This is a genomic window from Streptomyces sp. NPDC051105 (assembly GCF_040682795.1).
Lineage (GTDB): Bacteria > Actinomycetota > Actinomycetes > Streptomycetales > Streptomycetaceae > Streptomyces.
Genome location: NZ_JBFBBR010000001.1, coordinates 382,657 through 408,606, shown reverse-complemented (window position 1 = coordinate 408,606; position 25,950 = coordinate 382,657). Strand labels below are relative to the sequence as shown.

General features: G+C 71.4%; 24 protein-coding genes and 2 pseudogenes. 8 read left to right on the top strand and 18 right to left on the bottom strand.

Annotated features, from left to right (window positions below):
• The first annotated feature begins 64 nt into the window (after positions 1-64).
• Genes AB0N16_RS01915 through AB0N16_RS01905 form a run of 3 tightly spaced genes read left to right on the top strand, consistent with a single transcriptional unit; the run spans position 65 to position 3,089 of the window.
• Positions 65-979 (top strand): sugar ABC transporter permease, encoded by a 915-nt coding sequence (locus AB0N16_RS01915; RefSeq protein WP_365792757.1) that lies wholly within the window; start codon positions 65-67, stop codon positions 977-979.
• On the top strand, positions 976-1,809 hold the full coding sequence (locus AB0N16_RS01910; RefSeq protein WP_365792003.1) for a carbohydrate ABC transporter permease: 834 nt from the start codon (positions 976-978) through the stop codon (positions 1,807-1,809). The genes AB0N16_RS01915 and AB0N16_RS01910 overlap by 4 nt, the downstream gene beginning before the upstream one ends.
• Positions 1,809-3,089: a sugar ABC transporter substrate-binding protein gene (locus tag AB0N16_RS01905; protein WP_365792001.1), complete on the top strand. Its 1,281-nt coding sequence runs from the start codon at positions 1,809-1,811 to the stop codon at positions 3,087-3,089. Before AB0N16_RS01910 ends, AB0N16_RS01905 begins: the two co-directional genes overlap by 1 nt.
• A gap of 80 nt (positions 3,090-3,169) precedes the next feature.
• On the opposite strand, the gene AB0N16_RS01900 is transcribed toward AB0N16_RS01905, so the two are convergent.
• A complete protein-coding gene (locus tag AB0N16_RS01900) occupies positions 3,170-5,419 on the bottom strand; it encodes an MMPL family transporter (RefSeq protein WP_365791999.1) in 2,250 nt (749 codons plus the stop codon).
• 382 nt (positions 5,420-5,801) lie between these two features.
• On the opposite strand from AB0N16_RS01900, the gene AB0N16_RS01895 reads away from it, so the two are divergent.
• Entirely contained in the window at positions 5,802-6,353 is a 552-nt protein-coding gene (locus AB0N16_RS01895) for a DUF1697 domain-containing protein (protein WP_365791997.1), read from the top strand.
• A gap of 108 nt (positions 6,354-6,461) precedes the next feature.
• The gene (locus AB0N16_RS01890; RefSeq protein WP_365791995.1) at positions 6,462-7,493 is read left to right on the top strand and encodes a 2-dehydropantoate 2-reductase N-terminal domain-containing protein; all 1,032 of its coding nucleotides are present in this window, start codon (positions 6,462-6,464) and stop codon (positions 7,491-7,493) included.
• Between the two features lie 314 nt (positions 7,494-7,807).
• Here AB0N16_RS01890 and AB0N16_RS01885 read toward each other — a convergent pair whose 3' ends face one another.
• The 15 genes from AB0N16_RS01885 to AB0N16_RS01815 form a co-directional block, all read right to left on the bottom strand.
• Positions 7,808-8,548, bottom strand: a complete 741-nt coding sequence (locus tag AB0N16_RS01885) for a sirohydrochlorin chelatase (RefSeq protein WP_365791993.1) — start codon at positions 8,546-8,548, stop codon at positions 7,808-7,810.
• Positions 8,549-8,553: 5 nt separating this feature from the next.
• Positions 8,554-9,432 (bottom strand): ABC transporter permease, encoded by an 879-nt coding sequence (locus AB0N16_RS01880; protein ID WP_365791991.1) that lies wholly within the window; start codon positions 9,430-9,432, stop codon positions 8,554-8,556.
• Positions 9,419-10,204, bottom strand: a complete 786-nt coding sequence (locus tag AB0N16_RS01875) for an ABC transporter ATP-binding protein (RefSeq protein WP_365791990.1) — start codon at positions 10,202-10,204, stop codon at positions 9,419-9,421. Before AB0N16_RS01875 ends, AB0N16_RS01880 begins: the two co-directional genes overlap by 14 nt.
• A gap of 34 nt (positions 10,205-10,238) precedes the next feature.
• On the bottom strand, positions 10,239-11,348 hold the full coding sequence (locus AB0N16_RS01870; RefSeq protein WP_365791988.1) for an aliphatic sulfonate ABC transporter substrate-binding protein: 1,110 nt from the start codon (positions 11,346-11,348) through the stop codon (positions 10,239-10,241).
• Between the two features lie 231 nt (positions 11,349-11,579).
• Positions 11,580-12,917 (bottom strand): GTP-binding protein, encoded by a 1,338-nt coding sequence (locus tag AB0N16_RS01865; RefSeq protein WP_365791986.1) that lies wholly within the window; start codon positions 12,915-12,917, stop codon positions 11,580-11,582.
• A 2-nt stretch (positions 12,918-12,919) separates the two neighbouring features.
• Positions 12,920-13,858, bottom strand: a complete 939-nt coding sequence (cysD, locus tag AB0N16_RS01860) for a sulfate adenylyltransferase subunit CysD (RefSeq protein WP_365791984.1) — start codon at positions 13,856-13,858, stop codon at positions 12,920-12,922.
• Complete coding sequence (gene cysC / locus AB0N16_RS01855; RefSeq protein WP_365791982.1) at positions 13,855-14,430, bottom strand: adenylyl-sulfate kinase; 576 nt, start codon at positions 14,428-14,430, stop codon at positions 13,855-13,857. The genes cysD and cysC overlap by 4 nt, the downstream gene beginning before the upstream one ends.
• A complete protein-coding gene (locus tag AB0N16_RS01850; protein WP_365791980.1) occupies positions 14,427-15,137 on the bottom strand; it encodes a phosphoadenylyl-sulfate reductase in 711 nt (236 codons plus the stop codon). The genes cysC and AB0N16_RS01850 overlap by 4 nt, the downstream gene beginning before the upstream one ends.
• Positions 15,134-15,313, bottom strand: coding sequence for a hypothetical protein (locus tag AB0N16_RS01845; RefSeq protein ID WP_365791978.1), 180 nt, complete (start codon positions 15,311-15,313; stop codon positions 15,134-15,136). The genes AB0N16_RS01850 and AB0N16_RS01845 overlap by 4 nt, the downstream gene beginning before the upstream one ends.
• A complete protein-coding gene (locus AB0N16_RS01840) occupies positions 15,310-17,007 on the bottom strand; it encodes a nitrite/sulfite reductase (protein WP_365791976.1) in 1,698 nt (565 codons plus the stop codon). Before AB0N16_RS01840 ends, AB0N16_RS01845 begins: the two co-directional genes overlap by 4 nt.
• A gap of 179 nt (positions 17,008-17,186) precedes the next feature.
• Positions 17,187-17,270, bottom strand: a complete 84-nt coding sequence (locus AB0N16_RS01835) for a putative leader peptide (RefSeq protein ID WP_309500612.1) — start codon at positions 17,268-17,270, stop codon at positions 17,187-17,189.
• Positions 17,271-17,362: 92 nt separating this feature from the next.
• A complete protein-coding gene (locus AB0N16_RS01830; RefSeq protein WP_365791974.1) occupies positions 17,363-17,941 on the bottom strand; it encodes a GNAT family N-acetyltransferase in 579 nt (192 codons plus the stop codon).
• 42 nt (positions 17,942-17,983) lie between these two features.
• Entirely contained in the window at positions 17,984-19,318 is a 1,335-nt protein-coding gene (locus tag AB0N16_RS01825) for a hypothetical protein (protein ID WP_365791972.1), read from the bottom strand.
• Between the two features lie 309 nt (positions 19,319-19,627).
• Positions 19,628-20,905: a GAF domain-containing protein gene (locus tag AB0N16_RS01820; protein WP_365791970.1), complete on the bottom strand. Its 1,278-nt coding sequence runs from the start codon at positions 20,903-20,905 to the stop codon at positions 19,628-19,630.
• 454 nt (positions 20,906-21,359) lie between these two features.
• Positions 21,360-22,997, bottom strand: a complete 1,638-nt coding sequence (locus AB0N16_RS01815) for an acyl-CoA dehydrogenase family protein (protein WP_365791968.1) — start codon at positions 22,995-22,997, stop codon at positions 21,360-21,362.
• A gap of 150 nt (positions 22,998-23,147) precedes the next feature.
• Between AB0N16_RS01815 and AB0N16_RS01810 the strand changes: the two genes are divergently transcribed.
• Complete coding sequence (locus AB0N16_RS01810; RefSeq protein ID WP_365791966.1) at positions 23,148-24,284, top strand: YihY/virulence factor BrkB family protein; 1,137 nt, start codon at positions 23,148-23,150, stop codon at positions 24,282-24,284.
• Between the two features lie 184 nt (positions 24,285-24,468).
• Positions 24,469-24,638 (top strand): annotated as a pseudogene (locus AB0N16_RS01805) (AraC family transcriptional regulator); the annotation flags it as partial.
• A gap of 10 nt (positions 24,639-24,648) precedes the next feature.
• On the opposite strand, the gene AB0N16_RS01800 reads toward AB0N16_RS01805, so the two are convergent.
• Positions 24,649-25,044 carry a VOC family protein gene (locus AB0N16_RS01800; protein ID WP_362566137.1) on the bottom strand — a complete coding sequence of 132 codons (396 nt, stop codon included), beginning with the start codon at positions 25,042-25,044 and terminating at the stop codon, positions 24,649-24,651.
• Positions 25,045-25,125: 81 nt separating this feature from the next.
• A pseudogene (locus tag AB0N16_RS01795) lies at positions 25,126-25,283 on the bottom strand (VOC family protein); the annotation flags it as partial.
• A 97-nt stretch (positions 25,284-25,380) separates the two neighbouring features.
• Between AB0N16_RS01795 and AB0N16_RS01790 the strand changes: the two are divergent.
• Positions 25,381-25,923 carry a membrane lipoprotein gene (locus AB0N16_RS01790; protein ID WP_365791964.1) on the top strand — a complete coding sequence of 181 codons (543 nt, stop codon included), beginning with the start codon at positions 25,381-25,383 and terminating at the stop codon, positions 25,921-25,923.
• The last annotated feature ends 27 nt before the right edge of the window (positions 25,924-25,950 follow it).

Sequence of the window (25,950 nt, the reverse complement as noted above, 5' to 3'; positions counted from 1 at the left end):
GACAACCGGCCTTCACGACCATGACCAGGCCCGACCGGGCCGCGCGAAGGGGGATGACGTGGCATTGGCGACGAACGTGGCCACCGTGCGGCGACCGGCCGCCGCACGCCTGACCGGCCACGGCGCCTGGTTCCTGGTCCTGCCCGCCGTGATCCCGATCCTCGTCCTGAGCGTCGGCCCGCTGCTCTACGGGATCCTGCTGGCGTTCACCGACGCCCAGTCCGGCCGGACCGCGGCCACCCGGTGGATCGGCGGCCTGAACTTCCAGGACCTCCTGCACGACACGCTCTTCTGGGAGTCGTTCCGGATCGGCCTGGTCTGGGCCGTCGGGGTGACCGTGCCCCAGTTCCTGCTCGCCCTCGGCCTGGCACTCCTCCTCGACCAGGAGTTACGGCTGCGCTGGCTGGCCCGCGCCCTGGCGATCGTGCCCTGGGCGATGCCGGAGGTAGTCGTCGGGATCATGTGGCGGCTGGTCTACAACCCGGACGCGGGGATCCTCAACGAGACCCTGCGCGACCTCGGTCTCGGCGACGGCCGGGACTGGCTGAGCGGCCTCGGCACCGCCCTGCCGGCCGTGATCGTCGTCGGCGTCTGGGCGGGGCTGCCGCAGACCACGGTCGCTCTGCTCGCCGGACTGCAGAACACCCCGCGCGAACTGCACGAGGCCGCGGCCGTGGACGGGGCCGGCGCCTGGCGCCGCTTCCGCACGGTCACCTGGCCCGCCCTCAGACCCGTCGCGCTGGCCATCACCGCGCTCAACCTGATCTGGAACTTCAACTCCTTCGCCCTGGTCTACGTCCTGACCAACGGCGGTCCCGGCGGCAAGACCCGGCTGCCGATGCTGTTCGCCTACGAAGAGGCCTTCCGCTACGGCCAGTTCGGGTACGCGGCGGCGATGGGCTGTGTGATGGTCGCGGTGATCGCGGTGCTGCTGGCCGTCTTCCTGGTGGGCCGGCTGCGGGGAGGCGAGGACGCGTGAGGACCCGCACCGGTGCCCGTGCCGCTCAGTACGCCGCCCTGCTCGGCTACCTCGTCTTCCTGGCCTTCCCGCTGCTCTGGCTGCTCTCCACGGCCTTCAAGTCGCCCACCGAGCTGGGCAGTCTGCACCCCACCTGGATCCCCCGGCATCCGACCCTCGCCAACTTCCGCCAGGCCTTCGACGAACAGCCCCTGCTGCGTGCCGGCCTCAACTCCCTGCTCGCCGCGCTCGGCGCCGCGCTGATCGCCGTACTGCTCGCGACCCCGATGGCGTACGTCATGGCCAGGCGGCGCGGGGCGCTGTCCCGGGCGGCCACCGGGTGGGTGGTGGTCAGCCAGGCCTTCCCGTTCGTGCTGGTGATCATCCCGCTGTTCCTGGTGCTGAAGCACCTGCGGCTGATCGACTCCCTGTTCGGGCTGGTGATGGTGTATGTGGTGTGGGCGCTGCCGTTCGCGCTGTGGATGCTCGTCGGCTACGTCCGGGCGGTCCCCGTCGAACTGGAGGAGGCGGCGGCCGTGGACGGGGCCGGGCGGCTGCGGACGCTGGTGTCGGTGACGGCACCGCTGCTGGCCCCCGGAATCGTGGCGACCGGGCTGTTCGCCTTCGTCACCGCGTGGAACGAGTTCTTCTTCGCGCTGGTGCTGCTGAAGACACCGGAGAAACAGACCCTGCCGGTCGTCCTCACCCACTTCATCGGCGCGGAGGGCGTGGCCGACCTCGGACCCCTCGCCGCGGCCGCCTTCCTGGCCACGCTGCCCTCGCTGGTCGTCTTCGCACTCGTCCAGCGGCGGATCACCGGCGGGATGCTCACCGGGGCGGTGAAGAGCTGATGCGGACCAGGGCCACCACGGCAGTCGTCGTCACCGTCCTCCTGCTGCTCGCGGGATGCTCGGGCACCGCTCGGAAGGGCGGCCCGATCACCCTCCGTTTCCAGTCCCTGGCCTGGCAGGAGGACTCGATCGCCGCCAACAAGGAGCTGGTGAAGGAGTGGAACGCCACCCATCCGGACGTCAGGGTCGAGTACGTGCAGGGCAGTTGGGACAGCGTCCACGACCAGCTGCTCACCTCCTTCGAGGGCGGTGAGGCCCCGGACATCATCCACGACGCCTCCGACGACCTCGCCGACTTCGCCTACGGCGGCTACCTCGCCGACCTGACCGACCTGCTGCCCGGGCGGCTCAAGTCCGATATACCGCAGCGGAGCTGGGAGGCGGCGACCTTCGGTGACGGCGTCTACGGCGTGCCGTTCCTCCAGGAGCCGCGGGTGCTGATCGCCAACACCACCTGGCTCGCGAAGGCGGGAGTGCGCATTCCGACGCCCGGACAGCCCTGGAGCTGGGAGGAGTTCCGGCAGGTCACCGAAGAGCTCAGCGGCGACGGCAAGTACGGCGTCGCCTGGCCGCTCAAGGAGCCCGTCTCCGCCACGCTCAACCTCTCCCTGTCGGCGGGTGGACGGCTCTTCCACCGGGGCGCGGACGGCAAGGTGACCGTGCGTTTCGAGGCCGCCGACCAGGTCGTGCCCCGCACCATCCACGACCAGGTCGGCATCGACCACAGCGCACCCGGCTCCACCCTGGGCAGCGGCGGCTCGGACACCCTGCCGGGCTTCTTCGGCGGCAGGTACGCGATGGTCCCGCTCGGCTTCTCCTACCGTCAGCAGATCGTCCAGCAGGCGCCGAAGGGCTTCGACTGGGAGGTGCTGCCCGCCCCGGCCGGCGTCGACGGGCTCGCCCAGGGCGTCAGCCCGCAGACGCTGTCCGTCGCCGAGGACAGTCACCACAAGAAGGAGGCGGCCGAGTTCATCGACTTCCTGCTCCGGCCGAAGAACATGGTCCGGCTCGCCCTCGGCGACTGGATGCTGCCCACCGGCACCCAGGCCCTGCGGGACCCGGCCCTGCACACCGCCAGGTACGGCTGGGCCACCGGCACCGCCCTGGCCGGCCGGCTAAGCCCGGCCCCCGCCCAGACGGTCCGCGGCTACCCCGAGTGGAAGGACAAGGTGGCCACCCCCGCCCTCCAGTCGTACTACAGCGGCGCCATCGGCCTCGACGAACTCCGCCACCGCCTGGAGAAGGACGGCAACCTGGTCCTGGCCCGCTACCAGCGCTGAGCACCCGTAGGCAGCGAACAGGGCCCGTTGGCTCCCCCGGGAGACCAACGGACCCTGGGTCAGAGGGTGGTACCCGGAACTCAGACCGGCAGCCGGTCCTGCTCGCCCCGGGTCACCGGCGGCGCCACCGGCTCCGGCGACTCGTCGTGGGTCAGGTCCGGCAGCCAGCGCAGCCAGCGGGGCAGGTACCAGTTGCGTTCGCCGAGCAGGGCCATCACCGCCGGCAGCAGCACGCCCCGGATGACCGTCGCGTCGATGAGGACCGCGGCCGCCAGGCCCACGCCCATCTGCTTCATGGACTGCATGGACAGCGTTCCGAAGATCGCGAAGACGGCGACCATGATGACGGCGGCGCTGGTGACGACCCCGGCCGTGGTGACCACCCCGTGCTGGATCGCTTCCCCTGTGGACCGGCCGCGCAGCCGGGCCTCGCGGATCCGGGAGACCACGAACACGTGGTAGTCCATCGACAGGCCGAACAGGATCACGAAGAGGAACAGCGGCAGCCAGCTGACGATCGCGCCGACGCCCTCCGCACCCACCAGGGAGGCACCCCAGCCGTGCTGGAAGACGGCGACCAGGATGCCGTAGGCGGCACCCACCGAGAGCAGGTTGAGCAGGATCGAGGTGATCGCGACCGTCAGCGACCGGAACGACAGCAGCATGAGGAGGAAGGCGAAGACGACCACGAAGGCGAAGACCGGGACGACCGAGCCCATCAACTGGTCGTTGAAGTCCTCGTTGCCCGCGACGTTCCCGGTCACCGGTGCCTGCACCCCGTCGACCCTGCCGAGGGTGGCGGGCCGTACCTGGTCGCGCAGCTTGTCCAGGCTCTTGCCGGCCTTGTCCAGGTCGGAGCCGCCGACCAGCGGTACGGAGATCAGGGCGACGTTCTGGGCGTCGTGCATGGTGATCTCGACCGGGCCGCGCGAGGCGCCCGAGCTGATCGCCCGCGCCTTGAAGCCGGCGAGCGCCTCCCGCACCTCGGGGGCGTTGATGTCCTTGGCCTTGACGACCACCTCGGCCGGCTGGGAGCCGCCGGGGAAGGCCTGGTTGACCCGGTCGTAGGTCTGCACGATCGGCAGCGAACCGCCGAACTCCTGGTCCAGGGTGAGCTGCGAGGTCTTCATGCCCAGGGCGGGTGCGGCGACCGCGAGCAGCGCGCCGACCGCGACGAGCACGGAGACCAGCGGCTTGGCGAGCACGCCCCGCAGCACGGCGGTCCAGAAGCGGCTCTCGGAGGTGCCGTGGGCGCGCTCGCGGCGGCGCAGGAACGGTATACGACCCTTCTCGACCCGGTGGCCCAGCAGGGAGAGCAGCGCGGGCAGGACGGTCACCGAGCCGACCATGGCGACCGCGACGACCATCAGGGAGGCCAGGCCCATCGCCTCGAACTCGGCGAGGCCGGTGAACAGCATGCCCGCCATCGCCACGCAGACCGTGACACCGGAGACGATGATGGCCCGGCCGCTGGTGGCGGCGGCGATCCGCAGCGCCGCGCCCGCGTCCCGGCCGGCCTCCCGTTCCTCGCGCTCCCGGCGCAGGTAGAACAGGCAGTAGTCGACGCCGACGGCCATGCCGACCAGCAGCATCACGGAGTTGGCGGTGTCACTCATCGGCTGCAGATGGCTGACCAGGCCCATCAGGCCCATCGTCGCCATGATCGCGGTGATCGCCAGGCCGACCGGCAGCAGCGCGGCCACCAGCGCGCCGAAGGCGATCAGCAGGATGCCGAAGGCCACCGGCACGGCGGAGTACTCGGCCCGTTTGAAGTCCTTGCCGAAGGCGTCGCCGTACTGCTTGTCCATGCTGGCGCCGCCGATCTCCGCGATCCGCAGCGTGCCGTGTGCCTTCTGCACCCCGGCCACCGCGTCCAGTACCGGCTCGACCCGGTCGGCGGCGGTCTCCGCGTCGCCGCGCATGTCGAACTGGACCAGTGCGCTGCGGCCGTCCTTCGAGATCGTCCCGGTGGCGTAGGGCGAGGTGATGCCCGTGACCTTGCCGGTGCCGTCGACGGCTTTGACGACGTCCGCGACGGCGGACCTGAAGTCGGCGTCCGTGGCCCTGACCGACGGATCCTTGGACTGGATCAGGACCGTCTCGGCGGCCGGCTCCTTGATGCCCGCGTCGTCGATGATCTTTGCAGCGGTGTGCGTCTCGCCCTTGAGCTGGTCGCTCTCGTCGACGTCGACCCGGCCGGCCGCCGAGCCGAGTCCCATCGCCAGGACGACGAACAGTACCCATATGCCGACGGCGGCCCAGCGGTGCCGGGCGCTCCAGCCGCCGGCCCGGGCGGCCAGGCCCCGCACCCGCGTCTCTCCGTTCCCCATGACGGGATTGCCCCCTCGTGTGCGGTGACGGCCCCGGCCGCCACGGTTTCTTCACGACTTCCTTCGTTCGATTCGAAGGTATGGGCCGGATAAGACCGACTCCTCGTGCTGCCCGGTGAAGTACGGCGGCCGGCTCTCATCGCCTGGGAGGATGTCGGGCCCTTACATCTATCGACCCATCTCGGGGGTGTTGATCAGGGGTGTCCCTTCCGACGACGCGGATCCGCTTTGTGATTACAGAACCTTGTTGAACAAGTCACAGGTGCGTGCAGGAGTTGATCCGGAGCGGTCCGATCGGCCAGAGTTTCGGGCAGTCCGGCCCGCCCGGCACGGCCGTCGCGCCCACCCCCACGGGGCACGACGGCCGTTCTAAGGTGTTCGAATGACGAGGTATGCGGCACTGCTGCGCGGGATCAACGTGGGCGGCAGGAAGAAGCTCCCGATGGCCGAGCTGCGGGCGCTCATGACCGGCCTGGGGTACGAGTCCGTGGGGACCTACCTCCAGAGCGGGCAGGCCGTCTTCGCCGCGGCACACGGGGACACGGAGTCGCTGGCCGCGGAGCTGACCGAGGCGGTCGAGGAGCGGTTCGGGTTCTCCGTCGACGTGCTCGTCCGCGACCACGCCTACCTCAGGGCGATCGCCGAGGCCTGCCCGTTCCCGGCCGCCGAGCTGGAGGCCAGGCAGCTGCACGTCACCTACTTCTCGGCGCCGGTCACCCCGGAGCGGTTCGCGGGCATGGACCCCGCCGCCCACCTCCCGGAGGAGTTCCGCCTGGGCGACCGCGCGCTGTACCTGTACGCCCCGGACGGGCTCGGCCGCTCCAAGCTGGCGGAGGCGCTGTCCCGGCCGCGGATCAACAAGGGGCTGATCGCCACCACCCGGAACTGGAACACGGTCGTCAAGCTGGTGGAACTCACCGCCCCGGGAGCGTGACCGCCGGCGGGCCGGGGAAGGGCGCCGGCGACATGATCGCGCGCGGTACGGCGAGCAGCGGGTCCCCTGCCCCCAGGGCAGGGGCAACGCCTGTGCGAGGCTGCTCCCATGCGCTACATCATCATCGGGGCAGGGGCCGTCGGCGGTGCGATCGGCGGGCGGCTGGCGGGATCGGGGCATGACGTCGTGCTGGTGGCGCGGGGTGCGCACCACGCGGCGCTGCGGGACGGCGGGCTGCGGCTGAAGGTGCCGGACGGCGCGTACACGTACCGGCTGCCGGCCGTCACCGGGCCCGGGGAGCTGGGCGAGCTGCGGGAGGACGACGTCCTCGTCCTCGCCGTCAAGACACAGGACACCGTGACCGCCCTGGGGGCCTGGGGGGCGGCACCGGTCGCGGGCGGCGGCACGGCGGCGGAGCGCCTGCCCCTGTTCTGCGCCCAGAACGGCGTGGAGGGCCAGCGCCTTGCCCTGCGCGTCTTCCGGCACGTCTACGGCGTCTGCGTCTGGCTGCCGTCGACCTTCGTCGAACCGGGCGTCGTCTCCGCCGGCGGGGCCCCGCTCACCGGCATGCTGCATCTGGGCCGCCACCCCCACGGCACCGACGCGACCGCCCGGCTGGTCGCCGCCGACCTGGAGAAGTCGCACTTCGAGGCGCCGGTCGTGCCCGACGTGGCGCGCTGGCAGTACGCCAAGCTGCTGTCCAACCTCGGCAACGCGCTGGAGGCCGTCGCCGGGCCCATCGCCGACGACGCGGCCGTGACCCTGTTCCGGCGCGTGCGGGCCGAGGGCGAGGCCGTGCTCGACGCCGCCGGGATCGCGTATGCGAGCGTCGAGGAGCAGCAGGCGCTGCGTGGCCACAAGGTGGATCTGGTCCCGCTGGACGGCGCCCCGCGCGGCGGCGGCTCCTCCTGGCAGTCCCTCAGCCGCGGCACCGGCACCATCGAGGCCGACTACCTCAACGGCGAGATCGCCCTGCTGGGCCGCCTGCACGGCGTCCCCACCCCGCTCAACGACCTCCTGCAGCACCTCGCCAACACGTTCGCGCGCGAGCGCCGGGCGCCTGGCTCGATGCCGGTCGGGGAGCTCGGCCGCCTCGCCGACGAGGCGGCGCGCAGCGCGGGCAACGCCCCGAGGAGCTGACGGCCCGCGACCTGACCGCGGACTCCGACCGGCGTTCCGGACGATGCCCTGACCTCGGCCGCGCGCTCGCCCCCGGTGGGGTGGCCCGGCGCGGCCGACGGTCAACTGACCGGCGAGGACAAGTCGTTGGCAGACTGAACAGGTGAAGCCCCCGGTGTGACACGTTCGCGGACCGCGGCGCAGAAGTAAGAGCCGGCCATCGCGGTGGCGCTCGCGAGAGCCCCGCCGTGGGCCGGCTGTTCGCGGTCCGACGTCACAGGGGAGCGCCGGACCGCGAACCCCGAGGGCGCCTCGTCGACCGAGCGCCGGAGGGCTCAGGCCCCCACGGCCGCCAGGGCGGGTGTGCGGGCCGCGTCGTACCGCTCCAGCAGCACCCGCGCCACCTCCGGCGCCGGACCGAGCACCTCGGCCAGCACGTCCGCCTCCGCCGCGCCCCGCGCGATCCGGTCGGGCAGGAAGCCGGGGGCGAGGACGTACGGAGCCACCGCCACCCGGGCACAGCCGAGGTCCCGCAGCTCCCGGACCGCGTCCTCGGTTCGGGGAAGGGATGCGGAGGCGAACGCGGGCCGCACGGCGCACCAACCGGTGTGCCGCCACTCCCGCGCGATTTCTGCGATCACCGCGATCGCCTCCGGGTCGCTGGACCCCGCCGAGGCCAGCACGACCCCGGTCGAGGACTTGTCGGCGGGGGTCAGCCCGGCCTCGTACAGCCGCCGTTCGAGGGCCGACAGGAGCAGCGGGGACGGGCCCAGCACCTCGGCCTGGCGGATCCGCAGCTGTGGCGGCGCGTCCCGCAGTACGGCCGGGATGTCGGCCTTCGCGTGGAACGCGCGGGTGAGCAGCAGCGGGAGGGCCACGACGTCACGGACGCCCTCCGCCGCAAGGGACTCCAACACCGCGTGCACCGACGGGATGTTGAAGTCCAGGAAGCCCGTCTCCACGCGCAGCCCGGGCCGCAGCGACCGCACCCGCCGTACCAGGGCGTGCACGGTCGCGGCATGCCGCGGGTCACGGCTGCCGTGGGCGATGACGAGGAGAACGGGCTTCGTACGCATGGACCTCAGCTCTTCACCAGCAGACCGCGGCTGCGCAGCACCCACCGCTCCAGCGGGCTGAAGATCAGCAGGTCGATCGCGATGCCGACGAACAGGATCAGGAGGATGGCCTCGAACACCATGGCCATGTCGCTGGCGGTGCGTGCGTTCTCCAGGAGCTGGCCGAGGCCCACGCCGAGGTCGGGGAAGCTCGCGATGATCTCCGCCGCCATCAGCGAGCGCCAGGAGAACGCCCAGCCCTGCTTCAGGCCCGCCACATAGCCGGGCAGCGCCGCCGGCAGCACGATGTGCCAGATGCCCTTGACGCCCGTCGCGCCCATGGTGCGTCCGGCGCGCAGGAACAGCGGGGGCACCTGGTCGACGCCGGACACCAGGCCGGTGGCGATGGAGGGGACCGCGCCGAGCAGGATCACGGCGTACATCATGGAGTTGTTCAGGCCCAGCCAGATCACGGCCGGCGGCACCCACGCCACCGACGGCAGCGACTGGAGGCCGGACAGGATCGGGCCGATCGCCGCGCGCACGAACTTCACCCGGGCCACCAGCAGCCCCAGCGGGGTGCCGATGACCAGTGCGAAGAGGAAGCCGAGCAGGCCGCGGCTGACGCTGGTCCAGATGTAGCCGAGCAGGTCGCCCTTGAGCCAGGCGTCCTTGAACGTGTCGCCCACCGCGGCCGGCGAGGGCAGCTTGGACGGGTCGTCGACGACCGGGACGAGCAGCGTCCAGACCACGAGGACCACGGCGAGCGCGATGATCGGGGGCAGGATCTTGCCGGTGAAGGTCTGGCGGAGGGTCGGGCGGCTGGTGGCCGTCGTCTCCAGGGCGTCGAGGCCGGCCTCGACACTTCCGGCGTCCTTGGCCGGTGTCGTCTCAGTGCTGGCCATGACGGCGGATCTCCCCACGCAGTACATCGGTGATCTCGAGGGACAGTTCGGCCACGGGCGCGTCCTCGATGCGGCGCGGCTGCGGTATGCCGACCTCCCACTCGCGCGCTATCCGGCCCGGCCGGGACGACAGCAGGATCACCCGCTGGGCGAGCCGCACCGCCTCGCGCACGTTGTGCGTGACGAACAGGACGGAGAGCCCCGTCTCCTCCCAGATCCGGGTCAGTTCGTCGTGCAGCACGTCCCGGGTGATGGCGTCCAGGGCCGAGAACGGCTCGTCCATCAGCAGCAGTCTGCTCTCCTGGGCGAGCGCGCGGGCCAGCGCGGCCCGCTGGCGCATACCGCCGGACAGCTCGTGGACGCGCTTGTCGTACGCGCCCTTCAGCCGGACCAGTTCGAGCAGCTGCTCGGCCTTGGCACGGCGGTCGTTCTTGGGAACCCCCCTGAGCTTCAGGGCGAGTTCGATGTTCTTGCCCGCGGTCAGCCACGGGAAGAGGGCGTGCTCCTGGAACATCAGGGCGGGCCGCCCGTCCGTCGCGATGGAGCCCGCGGTGGGCCGGTCGAGCCCCGCCACCAGGTTCAGCAGCGTGGACTTGCCGCAGCCCGAGGCTCCCAGGAGGGTGACGAACTCGCCCGGCGCGACATCGAGGGTGATGTCGTCCAGGACGAGCTGCTGCCCGCCCGGTGTCGCGAAGGACTTCGAGACATGCTCAAGGCGTGCCGCGTACTCGACCGACTCGTCGGCCTTGGCGAGTGTCGTGGTCGTGGCCATGGTCGTCACCTCCTGGGAACTCGTCGGGGCCGGATCAGCTGCTGCCGAGACCCGCGGCGCTGACCGTGCTCGCGCCGTCGGCCTTCAGCACCTTGTTGAGGAGCGTCAGGTCGTAGATGTTCTTCAGCAGCGGATCGGTGAGCAGACCGGCCTTGACGGCGTGCTCGGCCTCGGTGTTGAGGGTGGAGGCCAGCGGGTCGTCGGTGAACTGGATGGACGACCAGGCCGAGTTCAGGACGTCGTCGGGCAGCGCCTTTCCGGAGTCGACCGCCAGCTGCTTGTTGGCCGAGGCCTTCGCGGCGTCCGGGTTGGCGTTGATCCACTTGTTGGTCTCGACCGAGCCCTTCAGGACCGCCTCGACGACCTTCGGGTGCGCCTTCAGGAACTTCTGCGACACGATGATGTTCGTGATCACGAACTTCTTGTCGGGCCACAGCGTGGACTCGTCGAGCAGCACCTTGCCGCCCTCGGCGACCAGCTTGGACGCGGTCGGCTCCGGCACCCAGGCGCCGTCGATGGAACCGGCCTTGAAGGCGTCCGGGGTGATCTTGTTGTCGGTGCGGACGACCGTGACGTCACCCTTGCCGCTCTGCGCGTCGACCTTCCAGCCCTGGTCGGCGACCCAGTTGAGGAACGCCACGTCCTGCGTGTTGCCCAGCTGAGGCGTCGCGATCTTCTTGCCCTTGACGTCCTTCAGGGACTTGATCTTCTTCGGGTTGACGACCAGCTTCACGCCACCGGACGCCGAACCGCCGATGATCTTCAGGTCGGTGCCGTTGGACTTGGTGTAGCCGTTGATCGCAGGCGAGGGGCCGATCCAGCCGATGTCGATGGAGCCCGAGTTGAGCGCCTCGATCTCGGACGGGCCCGCGTTGAAGATCGCGTACTTGGCCTTGGTCGCGCCGAGCTCCTTCTGGAAGAAGCCCTTCTGGTTGCCCACCAGCGCGGTCGCGTGGGTCAGGTTGCCGAAGTAGCCGATCTTGACGGTGTCGAGGCCCTCGATCTTCTTGGCCCCGGCGGCGACCTTGGTGGTGTCGCTCTTGTCGGAGTCCGACCCGTACCCGCAGGCGGCGAGCGTGAGCAAGGGGAGTGCGGCGAGCGCGGCTATGCCGCGACGCAGGAGCTTGGAGCGGTTGGCAGGCACGGGAGGCTTTCCTCTCGTTGGCCCGGCGGTCACGGTCTTTCAGGTCGTGGCCGGGAGGTCGGCAGGTCTTCGTCGCATCCGGGACGTCGGGTGGGGGGCCGGGGCGCGCAGGCAGTGCGCGTACGTCAGCACGCACATCGCGCCACCCCGCCCTGCCCGCTTCCGAGGTCGCCGCTGCCGACGCGGCCGCCCTCCTTCGCGAACGTCGAGTAGACGTCGGTCATCGTCATGTCAGAAGTCCCACCCGTCGTCCTCGGCCTCGTCCTTGACGGGCTCGGGGGAGGCGAACGACTCGCCGACCATGCCCGCGGTGAGCGTGGTGCCGTCGGCGGGGTCGATCAGGATGAACGAGCCGGTGCGGCGCGAGTCGGCGTAGGAGTCGACCGGCAGCGGCTCGGCGGTACGGATCTTCACCCGGCCGATGTCGTTGGCGACGAGCTGCCCCGGGTGCGGGTGCAGGGACAGGTCGTCGAGCGTGAGCCGGGACGGGATGTCCTTGACGATGGCCTTGACCGTGCGGGTGCCGTGCTTGAGCAGCACCCGGTGCCCGACGGTCAGCGGCTGGTCGGCCACGTGGCAGACGGTCGCCTCGACCTCCTGGGTGGTGGCAGGGGCATCCTTCGTGGGCACGATCAGGTCGCCGCGCGAGACGTCGATGTCGTCGGTGAGCAGGAGGGTCACCGACTGGGTGGTCCACGCCGCGTCGACCGGCTTGCCCAGGAGGTCGATGCCCGAGATCGTCGTCGTACGACCGGACGGCAGGACCGTGACCGGCTCGCCGACGTGGAAGGTGCCGGCGGCGATCTGGCCGGCGTAGCCCCGGTAGTCCGGGTGCTCGGCGGTCCCCGGGCGGATCACGTACTGCACGGGCAGCCGGGCGTGGCAGTGCGCCAGGTCGTGGCTGACCGGGACGGTCTCCAGGTGCTCCAGGACGGTCGGGCCGCCGTACCAGTCCATGGTGGCGGACGGCTCCACGACGTTGTCGCCGACGAGCGCCGAGATCGGGATCGCGGTGACCTCGGGGACGCCCAGCTCGGTCGCGTACGCCGTGAACTCCTCGGCGATCCCGGCGAAGACCGTCTCCTGGTAGCCGACCAGGTCCATCTTGTTGACGGCGAGGACGACGTGCGGAACGCGCAGCAGGGCGGCGATCGCGGCGTGCCGGCGGGTCTGCTCCACGACCCCGTTGCGGGCGTCGACCAGCACCACGGTCAGCTCGGCGGTGGAGGCGCCGGTGACCATGTTGCGGGTGTACTGCACGTGGCCGGGCGTGTCGGCGAGGATGAACCGGCGCTTCGGGGTGGCGAAGTAGCGGTAGGCCACGTCGATGGTGATGCCCTGCTCGCGTTCGGCGCGCAGTCCGTCGGTGAGGAGGGCCAGGTCGGGGGCGTCCTGCCCGCGTGAGGCGGAGGCGCGCTCGACGGCTTCCAGCTGGTCGGTGAGGACCGACTTGGAGTCGTGCAGCAGCCGTCCGACGAGGGTGGACTTGCCGTCGTCGACCGAGCCGGCGGTCGCGAAACGCAGCAGGGTGGTCTCGGTCAGGCCGAGGTCCGTGGTGGTCGTGCTCATCTCTAGAAGTACCCCTCGCGCTTGCGGTCTTCCATCGCGGCCTCGGAGAGCTTGTCGTCGGCGCGGGTGGCGCCGCGCTCGGTGAGCCGGGAGGCGGCGATTTCGGCGATCACGGCGTCCAGCGTGCCGGCGTCGGAGTCGACGGCGCCCGTGCAGGACATGTCACCGACGGTCCGGTAGCGCACCTGCCGCTTCTCGACGGTCTCGTTCTCCCGCGGGCCGCCCCACTCACCCGCCGTCAGCCACATCCCGCCCCGCTGGAAGACCTCGCGCTCGTGGGCGAAGTAGATCTGCGGCAGCTCGATGCCCTCGCGGGCGATGTACTGCCAGACGTCCAGTTCGGTCCAGTTGGAGAGCGGGAAGACCCGGACGTGCTCGCCGGGGGCGTGCCGTCCGTTGTAGAGGTTCCACAGCTCGGGGCGCTGGCGGCGGGGGTCCCACTGGGAGAACTCGTCCCGCAGTGAGAACACCCGCTCCTTGGCGCGGGCCTTCTCCTCGTCCCGGCGGCCGCCGCCGAAGACCGCGTCGAACTTCTCGCTCTGGATCTTCTCCGTCAGCGGCAGTGTCTGCAGCGGGTTACGGGTCCCGTCGGGCCGCTCGCGCAGCACACCCCGGTCGATGTAGTCCTGCACGGAGGCCACGTGCAGCCGCAGTCCGTGCCGCTCGACCGTACGGTCCCGGTACTCGAGGACCTCGGGGAAGTTGTGCCCGGTGTCCACGTGCAGCAGGGAGAACGGGACCGCCGCCGGGGCGAACGCCTTCAGGGCCAGATGCAGCATGACGATGGAGTCCTTGCCGCCGGAGAACAGGATCACCGGCCGCTCGAACTCGCCCGCCACCTCGCGGAAGATGTGGACCGCCTCGGACTCCAGCGCGTCCAGGTGGGACAGGGCGTACGGGGTGCCCGTGCCCTCCCCGTGAGCCGCCACGGTCGTCGTCATGCCAGTCCCTTCCCGCTCAGCAGGGCGTGCACGGACGCCGCGGACTCCTGCACGGTCTGGTGCTGCGACTCGATTCGCAGGTCGGGCGTCTCGGGTTCCTCGTAGGGGTCGTCCACGCCGGTCAGCCCGGTCAGCTCACCGGCCGCCTGCTTGGCGTACAGACCCTTCACATCGCGGACGGAGCACACCTCGACCGGGGTCGCCACGTGCACCTCGACGTACGCGGTGCCGTTCTCCTCGTGGCGCTTGCGCACCGCGTCCCGGCTGTCGGCGTAGGGGGCGATCACCGGGACAAGGGCTTTGACGCCGTTACGTGCCAGGAGTTCGGCGACGAAGCCGATGCGCTGCACATTGGTGTGCCGGTCCTCGCGGCTGAAGCCGAGGCCCGCCGAGATGAACTCGCGGATCTCGTCGCCGTCGAGCACCTCCACGAGGTGGCCGTCGGCCCGCAGCCGGCCGGCCAGCTCGTACGCGATGGTGGTCTTGCCGGCACTCGGCAGACCCGTGAGCCAGACGGTGGCTCCGGTCGTCACGTTGTTCTCCTGGTTCGTCGAAGGACCGATGGTCGTCATCCGTGCAGTCCGCACTCGGTCTTGGCGCGCCCCGCCCAGCGGCCGGCGCGCGCGTCCTCGCCCTCCAGTACCCGGCGGGTGCAGGGGGCGCAGCCGACGGAGGCGTAGCCGTCCATCAGCAGCGGGTTGGTCAGCACGCCGTGTTCGGCGACGTAGTCGTCCACGTCGTCCTGGGTCCAGCGGGCGATCGGGGAGATCTTGACCTTCTGACGCTTCTCGTCCCAGCCGACGACCGGGGTGTTCGCCCGGGTCGGGGACTCGTCACGGCGCAGCCCGGTCGCCCAGGCGGTGTACTTCGTCAGGCCCTGCTCCAGCGGCTGCACCTTGCGGAGCTTGCAGCACAGGTCGGGGTCGCGGTCGTGCAGCCTGGGCCCGTACTCGGCGTCCTGCTCGGCGACCGTCTGGCGCGGGGTGAGGGTGATGACGTTGACGTCCATCACGGCCTCGACGGCGTCCCGGGTGCCGATGGTCTCCGGGAAGTGGTAGCCGGTGTCGAGGAAGACGACGTCGACGCCCTTCTGGACGCGGGACGCCAGGTGGGCCACGACCGCGTCCTCCATGGAGGAGGTCACGCAGAAGCCCTTGCCGAAGGTGTCCACCGCCCACTGGAGGATCTCCAGGGCGGTGGCGTCTTCGAGGTCGCGGCCGGCCTGCTCGGCCAGCGCCTTCAAATCGTCGGTGGTGCGGTCTTCCTGAGCTGTGGTCATATCTGTTCCCCTCCGGCTTCGGAGTGCTTCAGCCCCCGGGCGAGCAGCCCGAGGAACTTCAGCTGGAATGCGCGGTTGCAGGCCCCGCATTCCCAGGCGCCGTGGCCCTGCTCGTTCGGACGCAGATCCTCGTCGCCGCAATAGGGGCAGTAGAAGGGGGCGGCCCGCTCGCTCATGAGAGGGCCTCCTCACTGGCGCGGGCCGCCCAGGTGGCGAACCGCTCGCCGTCCTCGCGCTCCGCCTGGAAACGCTTGAGCACCCGCTCGACGTAGTCCGGCAACTCCTCCGAGGTCACCTTGAGACCGCGGACCTTGCGGCCGAAACCGGCCTCCAGACCCAGCGCGCCGCCCAGGTGCACCTGGAAGCCCTCGACCTGCTCGCCCTGGTCGTCGAGGACCAGCTGGCCCTTGAGACCGATGTCCGCGACCTGGATACGGGCGCAGGCGTTCGGGCAGCCGTTGAGGTTGATGGTCAGCGGCTCGTCGAAGTCGGGCAGCCGGCGCTCCAGCTCGTCGATGAGCGCGGCGCCCCGCGCCTTCGTCTCGACGATGGCGAGCTTGCAGTACTCGATGCCGGTGCAGGCCATGGTGCCGCGCCGGAACGGCGACGGCTTGGCGGTCAGGTCCAGCGCCTCCAGCGCCTCGACCAGCGAGTCGACCTGGTCCTCGGTGACATCGAGGACGATCATCTTCTGCTCGACGGTGGTGCGCACCCGGCCCGAGCCGTGCGCCTCGGCGAGGTCGGCGATCTTCGCCAGGGTGGTGCCGTCCACGCGGCCGACGCGCGGGGCGAACCCGACGTAGAAGTTGCCGTCCTGCTGCCGGTGCACCCCGACGTGGTCACGCCAGCGCTGCAGGGGCTCGGCCGGCGCGGGGCCGTCGACGAGCTTCCGCTTGAGGTACTCGTCCTCCAGGATCTGGCGGAACTTCTCCGCGCCCCAGTCGGCGACCAGGAACTTCAGCCGGGCGCGGGTGCGCAGCCGCCGGTAGCCGTAGTCCCGGAAGATGCCGATGACACCGGCCCAGACGTCCGGGACCTCGGCCAGCGGCACCCAGGCGCCGAGCCGGACGCCGATCTTCGGGTTGGTGGACAGACCGCCGCCGACCCACAGGTCGAAGCCGGGGCCGTGCTCGGGGTGCTCGACACCGACGAACGCCACGTCGTTGATCTCGTGGACGACGTCGAGGAGCGGGGAGCCGGAGATCGCCGTCTTGAACTTGCGCGGCAGGTTGGAGAATTCCTTGCTGCCGATGTACCGCTCGTGGATCTCGTCGATCGCCCAGGTACCGTCGATGATCTCGTCCTCGGCGATGCCCGCGACCGGCGAGCCGATGACCACACGCGGGGTGTCGCCGCACGCCTCGGTGGTGGACAGGCCGACGGCCTCGAGACGGTTCCAGATCTCCGGGACGTCCTCGATGCGGATCCAGTGCAGCTGGATGTTCTGCCGGTCGGTGACGTCCGCGCTGCCCCGGGCGAACTCCTGCGAGATCTCGCCGATCACCCGCAGCTGCTGGGTGGTGAGGCGGCCGCCGTCGATCCGCACCCGCAGCATGAAGTACTTGTCGTCCAGCTCCTCCGGCTCCAGGATGGCGGTCTTGCCGCCGTCGATGCCGGGCTTGCGCTGCGTGTACAGACCCCACCAACGCATACGTCCGCGCAGGTCGTTGGGGTCGATCGAGTCGAAGCCGCGCTTGGAGTAGATCGTCTCAATGCGTGTCCGCACATTGAGACCGTCGTCGTCCTTCTTGAACTGTTCGTTGCCGTTGAGCGGGGTGAAGTGACCCATGGCCCACTGACCCTCACCACGGTGACGACTCACCTTGCGGCGGGGCGCGGAGGCGGCAGGGTTCTGTGGGGTGGCGGCCATGGTGAATACGTCCTTCGGGACAGCGACGGAAGGGGCCGGCGCGGAGCGCCGTCGTTGAGGGGCGGAGGTCGGGCGGCGGGAGGGAGGCTCTTACCTGCGCGTACGGGCGCACGTGGGCATATCTGCGCGACACTGCGCAAGGGAAGGTCTGGACAGGAGAGGGCGGCGGTGCTGTGCTCTCAGCCCGCCGGACAGATGGCGCTGGACATGCGGCCGAGGTCGACGTGCCGCCGACTCACCAAGGCGATTCCAGTTCCAGACATGACGGAAGCGTGTCACGCGGATCTCGGGGCAGTCCACCATCGTCCGCGATTCGGACGGATCTATTCTGAATACTGAGACAGGGTGGTGTGCGTCACGCCTCGGTGTGCGCTCCCGGCCAGGGTCCCGGCGCCGGGACGGCCGGTTCCTCCTCGGCCTTCGTGTCGTAGAGCTGGAACCCCCGCCGCTGATAGTTCGCCATCGCGTGCTCGCCGTCCAGACTGCACGTGTGCACCCACACCCGCTTCGTCGGCGGCCGCCCGTCCCACCGCTCCGCGAGGTCCCAGGCGCGCGCGGCGCCGTACGAGAGCAGGTGACCGCCGATGCGGCGGCCCCGGAACGCCGGGATCAGGCCGAAGTAGGCGATCTCCACCACCCCGTCGTCCTGCGGATCGAGTTCGATGTAGCCCGCTGGGGTGCCCCGGTCGTAGGCCACCCAGTTCTCCACGCCGGGCCGCCCCAGATGCTCCTGCCACCGGGCGTAGCTCCAGCTCAGCCGGTCGGTCCAGGTGATGTCGCCGCCGACCGAGGCGTACAGGAAGCGGCTGAACTCGGGGGAGGGGACCTCGGCGCGGACGATCCTGACCGCGTCACCGGCAGGGGCGGCGGCGGGGAGTAGGTCGGCAGGGGACGTCTGTTCCAGGTACCAGGTGGTCACGGCGATGCTGCTCATGGGGCCAGGCAATCATCCCGGTCCCGGACGTGTCGACAGCCGTTATCCGAGTGACGCGTCGATCGCGCGCAGCGGCACCGAGAACAGCATGCGATCCGTGACCGACCACACCTCGCCCGTGTCGGGGGCGTAGGAGAGCGAGCCGGTGCTCTCGCCCCAGCAGCGGTGCGAGGCGTCCGAGCCGCAGCGGGCCGCCTGTGCGCCCTCGGTGTCCTGCCGCCACAGGCTGCCGTGCCCGTCCATGGCGCCGGGAAGGTGGCCGATGTACCACTCGGAGGCGGTCGCGCCCGGCGGGCGGTACGACAGGACGCCCCGGATCTCGGAGGCCCCGGTCCGGTACGCCTCGACCGCGTCCGCCCGGCCGGCGGCGTCGGTGGCGAGCGATCCCTCGTGCTTCGGGTCCTCGTCGAACGCGTACCGCCACAGCCGGGCCCGCTGATCGCTGTCGGCGGATGTCCACTCGCCGAGGACCAGGCTGTCCGGGGCCGTCCCGCGGTCCACGGAGAGCGCGCTCGGACAGGGCGCGCCGGCCTCGGAGCAGGCTCCCGCGGTGAACCGGTACGAGCCCACGGCGGGCATCACGTACCGGAAGCCGTCGGCCGACCAGCCGCCGGGCACCCGGCCGACCGCGTCGGTCCGTACCGAGGTGCGCTGGATGCGGTTGAGGTCGTAGACGTAGAGGGCTTCGGCGCTGCCCGGAGCGGTGGTGACCAGCAGCTTGTCCTCGTACCAGACCATGCCGGCGATCTCCGAGGTCAGACCCCGGTAGGTACGGCCGTCGGCACTGGGCACGGTCAGCAGGATCCAGGAGTAGGACGGGTGCGCCGGGTCGTTCTCGTTCACGACCGCGACCCGGGCCAGGCCCCGGGAGGCGGCGGGACCGCTGGAGGTGCTGTGCGTCCAGCCGGCCAGGACGACCCGGTTGGCGCCCCACAGGCCGTCGTCGTCCGCGTCGGAGGAGGTGGTCACCGAGGCCGGCCGCCAGTCGTCGGTGAGGGTGTCGGTGGGGTCCCAGCAGTACGCCTCGTCGGCCGCCGGGGTGGCCGGCAGCGAGTCCCGGTCGTCGGAGTCGCAGTCGGCCGCCTCGCGCAGGCTGTGGTCGGCGTCCGCCAGGACGTCGGCGACCCCGACGGTCCCGCCCATCGCCGAGGCGAGCCGGTCCAGCGAGCGGCGCGGCACGAGGTGTTCCTGAAGTTGGAGCGGCGCGGTGTCGGCGGCGGAGGTCAGCGGCTTCAGCGCGCCCGGGTTGTCGGCGACCGTGGCCTGCGAGGCGCTGACGATCGTGGCCGTCGCGGTGAGCGCCAGCGCGGTCCCGGCCAGGGCGGCGCGCAGTGCCGCGCCCCGCCTGCGCCGCCGGTGTCTGCCGCGATGCTTCATGTGTCCTCCCGAGGCGAGCCAACTGCGCCCCATGGTCCGTACGTTGACCGAGGAGCAGGTGGGGATGCCCGCACCGGGATGCTACGGCAGTCGGGGCGGCCGTACCGCGAAGACCGCGCAAATATGCCGAAGATACGTCACCTTATGCCCCTGATGCGTTAAATGAGCCTCGGAGTACGGGCCTTCACCCGGACCCTGCGGACTCTCACCCGGGCCCTGCGGACTCTCACCCGGGCCCTGCGGACTCTCACCCGGGCCCTGCGGACTTTCACCCGGGCCCTGCGGACTTTCACCCGGGCCTGCGGACTTTCACCCGGACCGGGGTTCACGCCCTCTGCCCGCCGCCACCGCCGGGGCGGTCGAACTGGGCAGCAGGTCGTGCGGGTCGGCGGGGAGCAGCACCTCGATCTCCGCGTCCTCCCTGAAGCGATAGGGCCGGTGTTCGAGCAGCGCCCCCAGATAGCGCCGGATCCTGGACATCTCGGCGCGCACGGTGACCGTCCGTGAGGCGTCCCCGAAGACGTCCTCGGCCAGCCCGGCCGCGCTCCGCCCGGCACGTCGTACCGCCAGCAGATACAGCAACTCGGCGTGCCGGGGGCTCAGTTCCCGGGACCAGGAGCAGGCGCCGCCGCCCACCGTCACCGAGGGCCGGCGCGGCTGGGCCAGGTCGAGCACCAGCCGCCCGCCGTCCGCCGGTGGCGGATCGTCCACCGCCCGCAGCAGCCAGCCCCCGGCCAGCGGCTCCACCGAGCACAGCCCGAGCGCCGGCAGCCAGCGGCGGCCCGGCGAAAGGGGCTTGGGCAGCGCGAGCCGCTGTGGATACGGCATGCCGGTGACCGCCGCCGTCCAGCCGTCGGCGTCCACCACCAGCGCCCGGCCGCCCAGCCGGGCCAGTACCGGCGCCGCGACCGCGCGCAGCCGCTCCAGCGCGTCCAGATGCAGCTCCCGCAGCCGGGCCTCGGCGAGCTTCGCCACCGAGTTCACCCAGGCCAGGGTGGCCGGGTGCATGGTCTCCAGTGGACCGCTGACATCCACCACACCGAGCAGCCTGCCGTCCCGGGGGTCGGTGATGGGGGCGCCGGAACACGTCCAGGAGCTGAGCGAGCGGACGAAGTGCTCGGCGGCGAAGACCTGGACGGGGCGCCGCACCACTGCCGGGGTGCCGACGCCGTTGGTGCCGACGACGTCTTCCCGCCAGTCGGCGCCGGGTGCGAAGCCGAGGCCGTCCGCCTTGCGCAGCACCGGCGAGGAACCCTCGCGCCACAGCACCCGGCCGTCGGCGTCGGCCACCACCATGATGTGCCGGGCGACGTCCGCGACCGAAAGCAACCCCTCCCGCAGCACCGGCAGTACGTCTCTGAGCGGTGACTCCTCACGTCTGCGCCGGACTTCGTCGGCGGACAGCGGCGCCGAACGGAGGTCGTCGTCGGGGTCGACGCCGCTGCGCAGCGTCCGCCCCCAGGACTGCTCGATCACTGGCCGGGGCGCGATCCGCCCACGCTGTCCGGCGAGTCTGGCCTCGCGCAGCTCGCTCAGTAACCGCGCCGCCTGCGCCGCGTCCACCGCGGCGAGTCGCGCCACGTCCATCGGCGGGTTCCCCACTGAGGTCCTCCCGGACAGTCCTCGCAAAAAGGCATGGAAGAGTGTTGTCAAGCCGTCCGGGCGGCGGTTTCCGGACCGGCTGCGCCTCTCATACTGCCGTTTTCCAGTGCCCGAGGCACACAGTCCGCTCACAGACACCGCTATGTTGCAACCCCTTGCAACCCTGGTGAATGGACCGGGGGTGGCCGAAAATTGAGCCGACGCTCCGGCGTCGTGGCCTGACATGGGCCGAAGCGGGGGTGGTGCCGTGTCGGCGCAGCACCACCCCCGCGCACCGGCGGAGAGCCGATCGCGGCGGGGGTGCGGCTTGCGGCGCGTAGGCGGCTGAAGGTGGTCGGTGGCTGACGGCGGTCGGTGGCTGACGGCGGCCGGTGGCTGACGGCGGCCGGTGGCTGAGCGCCCGGTTCCCCGCGCCCCTGGGCAGGGCGGGGCAGCCGCCTCAAGAAGCTGCCCTGGCCCGGTCTACCAGTGCCGCCAGGTCCAGGCCCTTCGGCAGGGTGCCGAAGGATGAACCCCAGTCGTTGCCCAGCCTTGACGCGCAGAAGGCGTCGGCCACCTCCGGGGGCGCGAAGCGGACCAGCAGGGAGCCCTGGAGGACCGTCGCCAGGCGTTCCACGAGGCGTCGGGCCCTGGCCTCCATGCCCTCCAGGTCGGCCAGTTCGGAGAAGAGGTCCTTGACGGCGCGATCCAGGCGGTGGTCGGCGCCGTGGGCGCGGCCGATCTCCTGGAGGTAGGCGTCCAGCGCGGCCGGCTCGCGTTGCAACGCCCGCAGGACGTCCAGCGCCTGGATGTTCCCCGCGCCCTCCCAGACCGAGTTCAGCGGTGACTCGCGTACCAGCCGGGGCAGCCCCGACTCCTCCACGTAGCCGTTGCCGCCCAGGCACTCGGCGGCCTCCACGGTGACCGGCGCGCAGCGCTTGGTCACCCAGTACTTGGCGGCCGGCAACGCCAGCCGCAGCAGGGCCCGTTCGGACTCGCTCCCGTCGTCGTAGGCGGCGGCCAGCCGGAGGGCGAGCGTCGTCGCGGCCTCCGACTCGATCGCGAGGTCGGCCAGGACGTTGCGCATCAGCGGCTTGTCGGACAGCTTTCCGCCGAACGCCTCGCGGTGCGTGCAGTGGTGCACGGCCTGTGCCACCGCCTGCCGCATCAGCCCCGCCGAGCCCAGCACGCAGTCGAGCCGGGTCGCGGCGACCATCTCGATGATGGTCCGTACCCCGCGCCCCTCCTCGCCCACGCGCCGCGCCCAGGTGCCGTCGAACTCGACCTCACCCGACGCGTTCGACCGGTTGCCGAGCTTGTCCTTGAGACGCTGGAGGAGGAAGACGTTGCGGGTGCCGTCCGCCAGGACCCGCGGTACGAGGAAGCAGGTCAGGCCGTCCGGTGCCTGGCCCAGCACCAGGAAGCCGTCCGACATCGGAGCCGAGCAGAACCACTTGTGTCCGGTGAGCGCGTACGTCCCGGACTCGGCGAGCGGGACGGCACTGGTCGTATTCGCGCGTACGTCGCTGCCGCCCTGCTTTTCCGTCATGCCCATGCCGAAGAGGGCACCGGCCTTCCGGTCGGCGGGCCGCAGCTCACGCTCGTAGATCACGGACGTCAGCAGCGGCTCCCAGACGGCGGCCAGCTCCGGATCGGCGCGCAGTGCGGGCACCGCCGCGTTGGTCATCGACAGCGGGCAGCAGTTGCCGGCCTCGACCTGGGTCCAGACCAGGAACGCGGCCGCCCGCCGGACGTGCCCGCACGGCCGTACCCAGCCGGTGGTCAGGCCCGCGCCCACGCCCTTGCCGAGCAGCCGGTGCCAGGCGGGATGGAACTCGACCTCGTCGACACGATGGCCGTAGCGGTCGTGGGTGCGCAGCCGCGGCGGGTGCTCGTTGGCCTGCACCCCCCACTCCTGGACCTGCGCCGAACCGGCCGAGACGCCGATCGACGACAGCTCGGCACGGACCTCGTCCAGCAGCTCCGGGCCGGTGTGCCTGGCCACGGCCTCGACGAGGGCGCGGTCGGCGGCGAAGAGGTCGTATCCGGCCAGCGGGGGCGGCTGGTTGGTCACGGTATGGGTGGTGGTACCTGCCATGTCTGTGAACCTACCCGGGACGACGGCGGTGGTCTCCAGCGTGACATGGCGGCGCCCCCGGTCGCGCCGCGAGGTCCCGCCGGGTTCCGGAAGGTCGCTTCGGGCCCCCGGAAGATGAGTACCGCCCGGGACGGCGGATACCGTTAGGGCGTGCAGCCAGCAAGCGATACCCCCGAGCGGCCCTCCGGCCGGCTCCACCGGGCCAGGGCCCTCTACCGGAACGTCTCCAAGCGCAGGACGGCCTGGCTGCTGATCAAGGACACCGTCAATTCCTGCATGGAGTACCGCATCCTCGGCCTCGCCGCCGAGGCCGCCTTCTTCACCCTGCTGTCCGTGCCGCCGCTGCTCCTCAGCCTCATCGGACTGCTCGGCTACGTCGACGACTGGACCGGTGCCCACACCATCGCCAGCCTGGAGACCAACCTCCTGGACGCCTCCCGTACGGTCCTGTCCGACAAGGGCGTGAAGGAGATCGCGGAGCCGATCCTGCACGACGTGGTGCGGGGCGGCCGCCCCGACGTGATCTCCATCGGCTTCCTGTTCGCCCTGTGGTCGGGTTCCCGCGCGGTGAACGTCTTCATCGACACGATCACCGTGATGTACGGCCTGGACGGCGTCCGGGGCATCGTGAAGACCCGGGTGGTGTCCTTTCTGCTCTTCATCGCGGCTCTGCTGATCGGCTCGGTGGCGCTGCCCCTGATGGTGGCCGGGCCGGACGCGGTGGTCCGGATCGTGCCGTGGTCGGAGACGGTCGTACAGGTCCTGTACTGGCCGGTCGTGATCGTTCTGTCCATCGTCTTCCTGACCACGCTGTACCACGTCTCCGTGCCGGTGCGCTCGCCGTGGATCGAGGACGTGCCGGGCGCCCTGGTGGCCCTGGCCATGTGGGTCCTCGGCAGCTTCCTGCTGCGCATCTACCTGACCAACACCATCGAGGGCGCGACGATCTACGGCTCCCTCGCCGCGTCCGTCGCCGTGCTCCTGTGGATCGGTGTGTCCGCCTTCGCCGTGCTGGTCGGCGCCGCCATGAACGCCGCCATCGACCGGGTCTGGCCGGCCGCCGCCACGGCCGCGGCGCGCGCCGCCAACGAACGGCTGCGGGAGGCCCAGGTCGCCGAGTACGTCGCCCGCGCGGCCGCGGCGCGGGAGGTCGACCCCGACGATCCGGACATGCCGTCCGAGTTCCCGGAGCGCTGGTCCCGCTTCCTGCCGCCGGAGGACGTCACGGCCCGGCTGCGCACCCATGTGAAGAGCAGCCATCCGCCGCCGCGCAAGCCGGAGGCTTGAGGGCCGGGGCGGATTCGCCGTGGGGGTGCGGTGTCCGGCGGGGTGCGGGTTCGCCGTGGCCGGTCGCGCCCACGCGGCGGCAGCCGCACGCCGAACACGGCCCCGCGCCCCTGAGGGGCGCTGTGAGGCCGGCGTGTCGCACACGGCCCCGCGCCACCGAGGCGGCGCGTCTACGCTGGCGTACGTGTACCAGGAACGGGCGTCTCGGATCTCCGGCGCGGTGGTCTGGGTGAACCGGCCGGACGGCGGCGGCGCGGGCGCGTGTTGCCCGACGGATGTATGGATCTGCTCTGGCACGAGGGGCGGCTGCTGGTCGCCGGGCCCGATACCCGCGCGTACGCCACCGAAGGTGCCCAAGACCGACCTACTCGGGTAGCGGGGCGAACAGGTCGACGCCGTTGCCGTCGGGGTCGTGCACGGTGGCGTACCGCTGGCCCCAGAAGGCGTCCCACGGCTTGAGCTCGCCGTGGTACCCGGCGCCGACCAGGTCCTCGTAGACCGCGTCCACCTCGGCGGGCGACCCGCAGCGGAAGGCGAGCCCCACGCGGCCACCGCCGGCCGGCGGGCGCCAGGCCGGGTGGAAGGAGCGGACCGTTTCCTCCGTGTCCAGGGCGAGGGTGAGCCCGCCGGGCAACTCGGCCTCGACATGGGGCTGTTCTTCGGCGCCGGGCGGGAAGTCCAGGCCCAGGCGGCGGTAGAAGGCGAGGGACGCGGTCAGGTCGGAGGCGACCAGACCGATCACGGCGAATCGTGGAGTCATGGCGTCACCGTAGGGGGAGGGCCGAGGGCCGGTCTTGAAGGAATCGGACACTCAGGAGAAGGCCATGGCTCCCCGCGGCATGCCGCCCGGGGTCACCGGACGGTCGCGGGTGCCGAGGTCCGGGTGGGCACCTCCGGCGGCGGGGGTCACACCGGTCCGCCGGGCGAAGCCGGCGACCGTCGCGGCGAGGTCGGGGGGCGCCGCACCAGGTGGTCGAGGAGGGGCGCGGTGGCGTTCATCGAGGCCGGGGCCAGGCGCCGTCGGCACGGACGGACGAGCGGTGGGGCGACCGGAAAACCCGATGCCTGTGGAGCGCCTGTGCGGCACGATGGGCGCATGATCCGTGCCGTGCGCGTCCTGCCGCCCCTGCTCCTCGCCGCCGCCCTGCTCACCGGATGCGGTACCGAGAAGGCGGACTCGGGAGACTCCGGTTCGCCCGCCGACCCGGCCGAACTCGCCGCGAAGGCGAAGGCGTTGGGCATGGACCCGGAGCTGGTCTATGTCACCGGGGCGCCGGGGTTCACCCTCGCTCAGCAGTCCGTCGGCGTGCAGGGCGACGACGGCTTCTCCGCCGCGTACGCGGACAAGACCGGCGCCGTCATCCACCTCTACACCGACCATCCGGGCCACTCCGGGCAGCACAAGTACGAGGTGACGAAGAAGGACTGCGTGGTGTGGCTCGAAGGTGAGGGCGGGGTCTCCGACGCGGTGCTGGGCAAGGCGGTGCGCGCGATCCACCGCCCCTCCGCCGGCGAACTCGACGCCCTGCTGCCCACGCCCGACCCGGCCTTCACCGACGACCAGCCGGTACAGCGCGGCGACCTGCCGTCCAACGGCGACGGCGCCCCCGACAACAGCGTGCCGACGCCCGGCCTTTGAACCGTCGGCGGGCCATGGGCGACCATG